Raw genomic sequence first — 11,356 nt, forward strand, 5'->3', positions numbered from 1 at the left:
AATGGTGTGTCCAGTTATATTTATCCCGCTCTGTGCGGGTTTACTGAATACTTACTTTTAAACATATAAAACATGGTAGTAACGGAGGAAAAATACATTTAATCAAAATCGGTTAAGATTCAAATCGTAAAGGGCTGCCCCAGAGTAGACGAATCTACCTAAGGACAGCCCTTGATGGTGTGCGATAGCGGATCAGGAAGCGACGGCGGACAGAATCTCGGTCAGCTTCTCCTGGAATGCCGGCACGCCTACGCGGTTCACGAAAGCGTGGAACGATTCGCCGGCTTGCCGCTGCTCCTTGTAGAACAGGATAAGCCGCGCCACCACGCCGGCAATCTCGTCGCCCTTGACGCGCCCCTTGAGCGGCGTGTTGAACGTTGCGCCCGGACCGAGAATGCCGCCGACGGCGATGTCGAATGCGTCGACCATGCCTTCAGGCGTTTTGACGAGCGCGCCTTGCAGGCCGATATCCGCGATATGCTTCTGGCCGCAGGCGTTCGGGCAGCCGATCATGTGAATGCGGATTTTCTCGTCCAGCTCGACGTTCTCGTCCAGATATTCGGCTACACGGCGGGCGCGCTCTTTCGTCTCGACGACGGCGAGGTTGCAGAACTCGTTGCCCGTGCAGGAAACGGTGCGGCTCATGAAATGCTTCGGGTTGGGCGTCAGGCGCTGAAGCACCGGCGCTTGCAGCAGCTCGTCGACCTTCTCGTTCGGGATGCCGGCAAGGATGATGTTCTGCGACATCGTGGTGCGGACCAGTCCGTCGCCGTATTGCTCGGCCAGATCGGCCAATTGCTCGAACTCGTCGGAGTTCGTGCGGCCTACCGGCACATTCAGGCCGACGAAGCTTTTGCCTTCACCGGTTTGCGGGTGCACGCCGTCGAAGTATACGGCCTTCCAGCCGGCGATTTTGCTTTCGCCCGCGGACGGCATGTCGCCGATGATTTCGATAAGCTTCTCCTGGAACTTCTCCGTGCCCCAGTCGGCCACGAGGAACTTCAGGCGCGCCTGATGGCGCTTCTCGCGGTAGCCGTAGTCGCGGAAAATCGTCGTGACGCCGATCGCCACCTTCAACACTTCCTCCGGACGGACGAAGATGTCCAGCTCCTTCGCAAGATGGGGCTTCGCGGACAGGCCGCCGCCCACCCATGCGTGGAAGCCGAGCACTTCCCGACCGTCGATCACTTTAACCGCCGGCGTGAACGCCAGGTCGTTGATTTCCGCCTGCGCGTTGTTCCAGATACTTGCGGAAATCGACATTTTGTACTTGCGCGGCAGGTTGGAGAAATCGCGGTTCATGAGGAAGAAGTCGTTCACTTCCTCGACGATCGGCCGGGTATCCATAAGCTCGTCCGGATCGATGCCGGCAAGCGGGTTGCCGACGATCGTGCGCGGGCAATCGCCGCATGCCTCGTAGCTGTAAAGTCCGACCGCCTCCAGGCGCTTGAATATGTCCGGGAGGTTCTCGACGCGCAGCCAGTGGAACTGGATCGCCTGGCGGGTCGTCACGTCGATCAGGTCGCGGCCGTACAGGCGGCCGATTTCGGCAAGCCCGCGCGCTTGCGCGGCGGTCATGATGCCGGAGTTGATGCGGACGCGCATCATGAAGTGTCCGTCCTTCGGCTTTTGCTCATACACGCCGGCCCATTTGAACCGGTTCATATCGTTCTCGTCGATCGCATCGTACCCTTTGTGCGCGTACTCCTCGATAATTGTGCGGATGACGTCGAGGCCGTCTTTTTCCATCTTGACGAACTCGAATTTATTCAATTTGGACGGGTCCTTCATCCAAACCGCTTCGTAAGCCATCTTCATTTCCTCCTTGCCGGCAGCCCTATGGTGACAGCAGGCTAATTCCGACGATCTAAGTATGAATATACACGGAAATCGTATCACATTTTCTGCCGGTCGACAACGCAAACGGTATCAATCGTTATAAGAGTTTGTTATATTACTTATTCGGTTCGTTTATACAATAAGGGCTTGCGGCCGGGATGGCCGATTGGTGACAAAGTTGTTACGAACCAAGTTTTGGACTTGCAACCGATGGCTTGAACGGCTAACATAGGTTATTATAGGTAACGTGTGAAGATTCGTGTGATCATTCCCTGCGGGTATAAATGAAGGAGGTCCCCTCATGTTTTTGGCGCAACAAGCACCTGCGGCGGCAGATGCAAGCAAGTTTGCTACGTTTGACATTTTCATGCTGTTGTTCACGGCGCTTATCTTGATCGGTTTCGTGCGGCTGGTGCTGGCCCGTCCGAGAAAAAACTTTTTTGCAATCGGCTTCACGGGCGTTTCCCTGCTCGTATTCTTGCTCATCGATTACATTATGATCTTTGAGGTGTGGCTGGGTTAGCCGTTTGCTTACATAATCAGCAGCTGCTGTGGAAAGAAAGGACCGCCAAAGCGCCAGCGCGCCGGGCGGTCCTTATTTCGTTGCGGCGGAGGAGCCCGCAAAAAAGCCGGACGCCCCTGGAAGGGGACATCCGGCTTTGCCCGCTTTTATACCCACCACATCTCGCCCAAAGGCTCGCGAATGAGGATCTGCTGCAGATTTTGCACCGCTTTGGTGAAGCCTTCGTCGACGGACATCAGTCCGTCCTCGTGCTCGATGCTGACGACGTAGTCATAGCCGACCAGGCGAAGGGCGCTGATAATATCGGCCCACACCTTCATGTCGTGGCCGTATCCGACGGTGCGGAACTGCCAGGCGCGGTCGAGCATCAGCGTGTAAGACTGCATGTCGGTGACGCCGTGCTTGTTCACATTGATCGGATCGATCGACGTGTCCTTCGCGTGGAAATGATGGATCGCTCCCTCGCGGCCCAAAATATGTACGGCCTGCACCGGATCGATGCCCTGCCACCACATATGGGAAGGATCGAGGTTGGCGCCGATCGCTTCACCCGCCGCTTCGCGCAGACGGAGCAGCGTAGCAGGCGTATGCACGGAGAAGCCGCCGTGCAGCTCGAGCCCGATTTTGACGCCCCGTTCCGTCGCGTATTTGCCGATCTCCGTCCAGTAAGGAATAACCTTATTGGTCCACTGCCAGTCCAAAATTTCCTGGAAATCGTTCGGCCAAGGCGCTACCGGCCAGTTCGGATACTTCGCATCCTCGTGGTCGCCGGGGCAGCCCGAGAACGTGTTGACGACCGGCACGCCGAGCTTGGAAGCGAGATCGATCGTTTCGCGGATCATGCGATCATGCTCCGACGAAATCGCTTTCTGCGGATGGAGCGGATTGGCGTGGCAGCTCAAAGCGCTGATCGTCAAGCCGCGCGACTCGACGGCCTGCTTGAACGCCCGCTGCTTGCTTTCGTCCGCCAGCAGCTCCTCCCGCTTGCAGTGCGCGTCTCCCGGGTAGCCGCCTGTGCCGATTTCGACGGCTTGCAGCCCTTTGGACGCAATATAGTCGAGTGTCTGCTCCAGCGGCTGCTGGCTGAACAATACCGAAAATACACCGAGTTTCATATTATGTACTCCTCCTCCATCAGGATGGCATCGCTTACGAAACCATTATAGCACGCGCGAAAAATGGAAGGAAACGGCCTGGCCCTAAATGGACAAGATCGTATAGAAAGGGAGCAAAACAATGGTAAGGAGGGCGGCTTCTGTGCCGGCGCGGCCGGTAAAACATGCCGAAGCTGATCCCGGGTACGGCGGTTTCTTTTTGGCTGTGCGAAATGGTACACTGGTACAAACGGCAATAAGCTTGGAGGAGCCATATTTACATGAGCAATAAAGGACATTTACGCAGGTCGGATATCGAGCTGCTGGCGCCCGCCGGGGACTGGGACTGCATGCGCGCCGCCGCGGCGAACGGAGCCGACGCGGTGTTCTTCGGCGTGGAGAAATTCAACGCCAGGGCGCGGGCGAACAATTTTCGGACGGACGAGCTGCCGGAGATTATGGCTTTTCTGCACAGCTACGGGATGAAAGGGTTTCTGACGTTTAACATATTGGTGTTCGAGAATGAGCTGGACGAGGCGAAAAAGCTGATCGAAGCCTGTGTTGACGCGGGCGTCGATGCGGTCATCGTGCAGGACCTCGGGCTGGTCAAGCTGATCCGCGACATCTCGCCCGATTTTCCGATCCACGGCTCAACGCAGATGACGATCACCTCGACCGAGGCGGTCGAATTCACGAAGCCGTTCGACATTGAGCGGGTCGTGCTCGGCCGGGAAAACAACCTGAAGCAGATCCGAGCGATCGGCGAGCAGGCGAAGCTTCCGATGGAGGTGTTCGTGCACGGCGCGCTGTGCGTCTCCTATTCGGGCCAATGCCTGACGAGCGAGATGTGGGGCGGCCGGTCCGCGAACCGCGGCGAATGCGCGCAGGCATGCAGGCTGCCATACGACCTGATGGTGGACGGCGAGCAGAAGCCGATGGGCGATGTCGCTTACCTGTTGTCGCCGAAGGATTTGGCGGCGGTGGAGCTGGTGCCGGAGCTGATCGAGGCGGGCGTCACATCGTTCAAGATCGAAGGCCGGCTCAAAACGCCGGAATACGTGGCGAACGTGGTGAGCAAATACCGGCGCGCCATCGACAAGTATTTCGATGGCGACCGGTCGGGGCCGTCGACCGAGGAGCTCCGCGAGCTGCAGCAGAGCTTCTCGCGCGGGTTTACGCACGGCTTCCTGAAAGGCACGAACAACAAGCAGCTGGTGGAGGGCACGTTCCCCAAAAGCCGCGGCGTCTACATGGGCCGCGTGGAGCGGGTGCTGCGCGACGCGGTCGTATGCCGGATCGAGGCGCCGCTCAAGCGCGGAGACGGCATCGTCTTCGACGCGGGCGACCCGACCAAGAAGGAAGAGGGCGGACGCGTATACGATCTGCGCCGCCAAGGCGTCAAGATCGAAGGCGAAGCGCAGGAGCATACGGTGCTGGAGATCGTGCCGGGGCGGAACGACGTCGACCTGCGCAAGGTGAAGCCGGGCGACCGGATCTGGAAAACGAGCGACCCGGCGCTGGACAAACGGCTCCGCCAGACGTTCGAGACGGATAAGCCGTACCGGGTGTTTCCGGTTCACGTCCATGTCGAGGGCAAGGAAGGGGAGCCGCTGCGCACCCGGTGGACCGACCTGAACAAGGGGGCCACGGTTGAGGCGGCGTCGGAGCTGCCTTTGGAGCGCGCCGAGAAGCGCCCGATGGACCGCGCGCTGCTGGAGGAGCAGCTGGGCCGGTTGGGCGGCACGCTTTTTCAGCTGGAGGGTTTGGAGCTTGCGCTTGAAGGCGAGCTGATCGTGCCGATCCGCGAGCTGAACCGAATCCGCCGCGAAGCGGTGGAACGGCTTGCGGGCGAACGGCCGAAGCCGCCTGTATACGAGAAGCGGGCTGTCGAGGTGTATGCGGATGCGCATCGCGCGAGCCCGGAAGCGGCCGCTTTGAAGGCGGCGGGCGTCCGGAGCGAGCCTCGCCTTACGGCGCTTTGCCGAACGCTGGCGCAGGTTGAAGCCGCGGTCCGCACCGACGTCGCGATGATCTACGCCGACTTCGAGTTTATCAAGCAATACCCGGCGGCAGTCGATACGGCCCGCAAGGCCGGCAAGCGGATTGCGCTCGCCACGCCCCGGATTCATATGCCGGGCGAGAACGGCTACCACAACCATATTTTGAAGCTTCAGCCCGACGCGGTGCTGATCCGCAATACCGGTGCGATGTATTTCTATATGCGCGCCCGCGCGGCAGGGACGGTGTCCCCGTTCCCGGAGCTGATCGGCGATTTCTCGCTTAACATCGCGAACCATAAGACGGCTGATCTTTTTCTGGATGCGGGCTGCTCGCTCGTCACGCCTTCCTATGATTTGAACGCGCAGCAAATGGTCGATCTGCTGGGCAAGGCCGACACCTCCAGGACGGAGGTCGTCATCCACCAGCATCTGCCCATGTTCCATACGGAGCATTGCGTGTATTGCACCTTCCTCAGCGAAGGCACCGATTACACCAATTGCGGCCGGCCGTGCGAAGAGCACCGCGTCTCGCTGCAGGACCGGATCGGCATGTCGCACCCCGTCCGCGTTGACGAAGGCTGCCGCAATACGGTCTATAATGCGATCGAGCAGTCCGGCGCCGAGTATTTGCGGAACTTCATCGAGCTCGGCGTCGCCTCGTTCCGGGTCGAATTTCTCGAGGAAACGCCCGGGAAGGTCGAAGAGGTCATTTCGCTCTATACGGATGCCGTCCGGGGCAAAATCAGCGGGACGCAGGTATGGCGCAGCCTGAAAGCGACCAATCAGCTGGGCGTTACGCGCGGACAGCTCGTTAAGTAAATGTTTTCGCGCCAGCATGCCAAGTGCCGTCGGATGGCCTCATTCGACGGCTCTTGCTCAATAGCTTGCCGAATCGTTTGCGTATTTGTAAGAAAAGCACGTTGTTTGTAAGAAATCTATTTCTTTTTTCCTAAAGGAATAGTACTATTAACCTAAAACAGACCGAATGTGGTGATCGTTTCCATGCGCTTGTCATTTCAATCCCATATACCGGAAAGCCTGAAGGATCTTGTTCTGGAGTTGGAGCAAAGCGTGCTGAACGGGCGGCTTCCGGACAAGGATACGCTGGGCCGTCTGCCGGAGCGCGCCGTTTTCGGCTCTCCGCTGCTGCTGCGCGCCGGCTCCGTCCGTTTGATCCTCGAAGGCCGGCTGCAGGAAGCGCAGGAATGGCTGCAGGCGGCGATCAAAGGCTTTGCGCTGCAGGCGGACCATGTGGAAATGCTGTCCATGATCGGTCTCTTGACTTTGCTGAATGTTCGGATCGGCGATTTTCACGAAACGGAGACGCTTCTGCAATTTTTGGAGGAGGAGACGCTCCGGTACGGCGAAGGCTGCGGCGGCTTCGTCTGGTGGGCGCTTGCCCGGGGCAGATGCTGGACACGAACGGCCCCGATTCTGCAAACGCTCTCGACGGATGAGTATTTCGCCAATGCGGCCGACCGTTTCCGGGAAGCGGGCGACGACACCTGGTTTGCCTATTTGCTGCTTGACCGCTGGTTATACGGAGCCGACGACATGCGGGAAGGGGAGTGGGCAAAGAGAATCGGCGACCTGCGCAAAAGGGCGGCGCTCCATCCCGAATGCGGAGCGGTGTTGAGCATCCTTGGCGGCGCGGAGCCGACGGAGGAAGAGCTTATGCGGCTGCCCTCCCGTTATGCTTATATGGTAAGTACGATGTCCGGGCAAGGGACGGAGACGGCCGGCCCGCCCGTGAGCGACCTTCGCTATGATGTGGAGGTGCAGCTGTTTGCCGCGAGAGCGAACGTCAGCCGCAAGCTGGCCTCCGGCGAGCGGAGCGACGCGGCCCTGTCGCTTCGCCAGATGGAGCTGCTTCTCGAGGAGATGTCTACGCCCAGGACGTCCGTTTGGCTTGACCGGTTGAAGGCTGAAATCGGCGAAGCGATCGCTTGCGTGCCGCCGATTGCGCCATTTTCCGTCCACAGCGACGGGCTTTCGGCAGGAGCCGAGCCGCGCCCGGGTCGGCTGCGGATTCAACTGATGTCGGGCATCCGTTTGTTCGGACCCGACGGAGCCGTCGTGCCGCCGAAGTGGAAGCGCCGCAAATCCCGCGAGCTGCTGGTCTACTTGCTGCTGCAGCCCGATTATCGCGCGCTGCGCGATCAGGTGGTGGGGCAGCTGTTCGGCGAAGGCGAGCCGTCCAAGCTGGCGAACCATCTTTATGTCTCCCTGCATGAGCTCAGAAATACGCTCGCCGAGATCGGCTTCGAGGACGCGATCGAGGTGCGCGGAGGCCTGATCGGCTTTCGGGAGTCGGTGATCGAGGTCGTCGACGTCGAGCAATATATGACTCTTTCCCGTGTGGGCGATCAATTGTGGGCGGATGACAAGGAACCTTCGGCCATGCTGTATATGGATGCCGTCCGGTTATACGGGCTGCTCGGGGCGGACATGCCGAATGTCGACTGGATCGAACGCTGGCGGAGCCAGCTGCTTGAGCGCCAGACGGTCATGCTTCGCCGATTGGGCGAATATTACGCCGGCTTGGCGGACGACAGCCACACCGAGCAATGGTTGTCGGCCTGGATCGAGTTAAGGCCGGATCAAGAGGAAGCGTACCAGGCGATGATCCGTTATTGGAAGGAGCGCGGACGCCATGCCGAAGCGGTAGGCTGGTACAAACGCCTGGAGCGGATGTGCAGGGACGAGCTCGGGACGGAGCCGCTCGAAGAGACGAAGCGGCTCGTATGGGGAGTATGAGCGGCGGTTTATTTTACAGGGTCGTCCTTCCCCTTTCCGTATTCGCCGCTATCGGCATCGCGGCGGCCGCCGCCTTCGGTTTGGCCGCCGGGCTGGTTGCCTTTATTGTGCCGGCCGGCGTGTTGTGCCTGTACATAAGGGGTTTTGCGCCGAATGTTGATCCGTCAGCCGCCGCGGAATACGAATCGATAACCGATGAACTGAAGCTTGCGCTCGATACGCTCCGGAAGCTGCAACCGCCGATCGACCTGGAAATCGGAGGCTATCGTGTAACGGCGCGCAGCCGGCAGGATCGGGAGGTCGGAGGCGACCTGTTCGACGCGGCCGTCGTCGACGACACCTCGTTCGCCGTGATGGTCGGCGACGTGTCGGGCAAGGGGCTGCCGGCGGCGCTCGTCGTTCCGGCGCTCCTGGTGCTGTTCCGTTCCGAGCTGAAGCGGGGCGGAGGTCCCGGGGAACTGCTGGAGCGCATCAATCGCCAGCTGTCGGATACGATGGCGCACACGGGAGGGGCCACGCTCGGCGTAGGCTTCGTGAACACGGCGTCAGGCGAAATCCGGTATGCCAGCGCCGGACAAACCGGTCCTTATCTGCTCGTGCCCGATCACGCGCCGCAGCCGGTCGATTGCTCGTCGCTGCCGCTCGGGATCGCGCCCGACGCGCGGTATGAGGAGAAGGCGATCCGTCTGGCGCAAGGCGGACGGCTGGTTCTCTATACGGACGGCGTGTTGGAAGCTTCCGACCCGTCCGGCGAGATGTTCGGCTTCGACCGGCTGGAGGCTTATCTTCGGCGATGGTCCCGCGAGACTGCGGCTGCGCACTGGATGGAACGGCTGTTCACGGTATTGGACAGCGGCTACTCCGGCCGCAAGGATGACAAGACGCTGCTCGTAGTGGAGCGGACGGCGGTGCCGGCCGTTCAGCCGCCGGCCCGCTTTGAACGCACCTGGCGGCTGCCGTCCGCTCCCGGCTGCGAGCGCCGGATTTTGCCGGAGCTTGCCGGCCTCATTCGGGCCAATTGGCCGCAGGACCACCGTACCGACGATATCGTCACCTGTGTCGCCGAGGCGATTATGAATGCGGCCGAACACGGCAACCGGTACGAGCCGGACAACGCGGTGACCGTTCATGTCCATATCGGCAGCATGCTGATGGTCTGCCGGATCCGCGACGAGGGCGAAGGGCCGCGGCTGCCCGGCCTTGACGGCGGAGAGCGGGTTGTGCGCGAAGAACGGGAGGACGCCCGCGGCTGGGGCATGGTGCTGATCGACGGACTCGCCGATTACTGGATCGCGAACCGGGAAGAGAACGGATTTTGCCTGGAGCTGTTTTTCGTAAATCACCGGTAAGCCAGGCGATTGAAGGGGATTAATGGTATGGGACAGACACTCCAAATGGAATCCCGCGCGTTCGGCTCGGGTATCGCCTTGACGTTGAAGGGCGATCTCGACAGAGCGGCGGAGCAGGTGTTGAAAAGCGCGTTCGATTGGGAAGAGGGACTGGGCGGCCGCCGGCGTTATCTCGTGCTGGATTTGCATCAAGTCGCCTACATCAACAGCGCCGGCATGGCGCTGCTGATCCGGATCGCGAGAGCGGGGCGCAAGCAGGGCTACCATACGTTCGCATGCGGCGTCTCCACTCATTATCAGAAGCTGTTTCGCATGGTCGGATTGACCGAATACCTGATGCTGTACCCGGATGAGTATGCCGTTTTTCAGCGCATCGAGGCGTTGGAAGGGGAAGGATGAACCGGATGCGCGGAAAATCGGGCTGAGCCGTCGGCGGATCGGATTCCGCTTCACAGGCCGGCCCCTTTTTCTCCGCGTATTCCCGCTAGGCGTCCTTGCCGGACGTCTCCTTGTTCCCGTAGCCGGGATAATCGTAATCGGTATTCTGCAGCTTTTCAAGAAGATCGGATTCTTCGATATACCGCTTCGTCTCGGGCGTGCCGATCTGATAGAGGAAGGTGTAGATATCGCGGATGTCGTCGCTGTAATCGACTGCGGTTCGCTCATGGTCGTTCGACTTGTAGGGAATGGCGGCCTTGAAGTGGCTGATATCGTCGTCGTCCTCCTTGCGGATAAAAAGCTTCTTCAGCCGGTCGAGCTCCTCCGGCGTCGCTTCGATTTCCATGTACTCCGCCTCCGGGCGCTGCTTCTCGATGGTGCGCGACACGACGGAGACGTAATAACGTTCTTTGTTCATGACGGCGACCTCCTTGGTCGGTTTTTCTCATTCACTAATACCATCGGTGAGGAGCGGTTGAAACAGGCCCGCCGCCAAACGAATTGACACTGCGAGCCGCGCTCGCGTACACTTGGTAACGATAATGAACGGAAATGAACCCGACGGAGGGAAGACAAGCGGATGAGCCCGGAGCATAACGAAGCGCCCTTTGCGTCATGGCGGCACGTATTCAAGCTCGACCCGGACCGGGCGATTGCGGACGACGTGCTGGAGGCGGTCTGCTTGTCCGGCACGGACGCCGTGCTGGTAGGGGGCACAACCGGCGTCACCTACGACAACACGGTCGATCTGCTTGCCCGCATCCGCCGTTTCGAGGTGCCTTGCGCGCTGGAAGCGTCCACGACCGAGGCTGCCGTGCCGGGCTTCGATTGGTATCTGATCCCGATGGTGCTCAATGCCGCATCGGCGGAGTGGGTGACGGGCCGCCAGGCGGCAGCGATCGCCGAATACGGCCCTTTCATGCCGTGGGACGCTACCTGGGCGGAAGGCTACGTGATTCTCAACGCCGGCGCCGAAGCGGCCAGATTGACCGGGGCCCGCACGGAGCTGGCGGAAGCCGACGCCGTCGCTTACGCGCGACTCGCCGACCGTTTGATGCGGCTGCCCGTCGTGTATTGCGAGTACAGCGGCCGGTTCGGGGATATGCGGCTGGTCAGGCGGATGCGCGAGGCGCTGACGCAAGCGCGGCTGTTCTATGGCGGCGGCATCGCGGACGGCGAGCAGGCGCGACTGGCCGCGGAGGCCGCCCATACGGTCGTCGTCGGCAACGCCGTTTACGACAATCCGGAAGCCGCGCTCGCCACGGTGGCGGCCGTCCAGCAAACCGCGGTACCGGGCGGGTAAGCCGGAAACCCTGATCATTTGGCAAAAAGGACTCCCTTCGCCTCGAACCTCGA

General features: G+C 60.4%; 9 protein-coding genes. 6 read left to right on the top strand and 3 right to left on the bottom strand.

Annotated features, from left to right (window positions below; genetic code table 11):
* Positions 1–192: 192 nt before the first annotated feature.
* A complete protein-coding gene (locus RWM61_RS19335; protein WP_314003871.1) occupies positions 193–1,812 on the bottom strand; it encodes a nitrite/sulfite reductase in 1,620 nt (539 codons plus the stop codon).
* 328 nt (positions 1,813–2,140) lie between these two features.
* Here RWM61_RS19335 and RWM61_RS19340 point away from each other — a divergent pair, with 328 nt between their 5' ends.
* Positions 2,141–2,362, top strand: coding sequence for a hypothetical protein (locus tag RWM61_RS19340; RefSeq protein ID WP_314003873.1), 222 nt, complete (start codon positions 2,141–2,143; stop codon positions 2,360–2,362).
* Positions 2,363–2,508: 146 nt separating this feature from the next.
* Here the strand turns inward: RWM61_RS19340 and RWM61_RS19345 are convergent, their stop codons facing one another.
* Positions 2,509–3,477, bottom strand: coding sequence for a sugar phosphate isomerase/epimerase (locus RWM61_RS19345; RefSeq protein ID WP_314003875.1), 969 nt, complete (start codon positions 3,475–3,477; stop codon positions 2,509–2,511).
* 260 nt (positions 3,478–3,737) lie between these two features.
* On the opposite strand from RWM61_RS19345, the gene RWM61_RS19350 reads away from it, so the two are divergent.
* The 4 genes from RWM61_RS19350 to RWM61_RS19365 all read left to right on the top strand — a co-directional run bounded on the left by RWM61_RS19350 (position 3,738) and on the right by RWM61_RS19365 (position 9,961).
* A complete protein-coding gene (locus tag RWM61_RS19350; RefSeq protein WP_314003877.1) occupies positions 3,738–6,275 on the top strand; it encodes a DUF3656 domain-containing protein in 2,538 nt (845 codons plus the stop codon).
* A gap of 183 nt (positions 6,276–6,458) precedes the next feature.
* A complete protein-coding gene (locus RWM61_RS19355) occupies positions 6,459–8,213 on the top strand; it encodes a BTAD domain-containing putative transcriptional regulator (protein ID WP_314003880.1) in 1,755 nt (584 codons plus the stop codon).
* Positions 8,210–9,562: an ATP-binding SpoIIE family protein phosphatase gene (locus RWM61_RS19360; RefSeq protein ID WP_314003882.1), complete on the top strand. Its 1,353-nt coding sequence runs from the start codon at positions 8,210–8,212 to the stop codon at positions 9,560–9,562. Before RWM61_RS19355 ends, RWM61_RS19360 begins: the two co-directional genes overlap by 4 nt.
* 27 nt (positions 9,563–9,589) lie before the next feature.
* On the top strand, positions 9,590–9,961 hold the full coding sequence (locus RWM61_RS19365) for an STAS domain-containing protein (RefSeq protein ID WP_314003884.1): 372 nt from the start codon (positions 9,590–9,592) through the stop codon (positions 9,959–9,961).
* 85 nt (positions 9,962–10,046) lie between these two features.
* Here RWM61_RS19365 and RWM61_RS19370 read toward each other — a convergent pair whose 3' ends face one another.
* The gene (locus RWM61_RS19370) at positions 10,047–10,418 is read right to left on the bottom strand and encodes a hypothetical protein (protein ID WP_314003886.1); all 372 of its coding nucleotides are present in this window, start codon (positions 10,416–10,418) and stop codon (positions 10,047–10,049) included.
* Between the two features lie 162 nt (positions 10,419–10,580).
* Between RWM61_RS19370 and RWM61_RS19375 the strand changes: the two genes are divergently transcribed.
* Entirely contained in the window at positions 10,581–11,303 is a 723-nt protein-coding gene (locus RWM61_RS19375) for a heptaprenylglyceryl phosphate synthase (protein ID WP_314003888.1), read from the top strand.
* Positions 11,304–11,356: the final 53 nt, after the last annotated feature.

This window comes from uncultured Paenibacillus sp., from assembly GCF_963515335.1.
Classification (GTDB): domain Bacteria; phylum Bacillota; class Bacilli; order Paenibacillales; family Paenibacillaceae; genus Paenibacillus_I.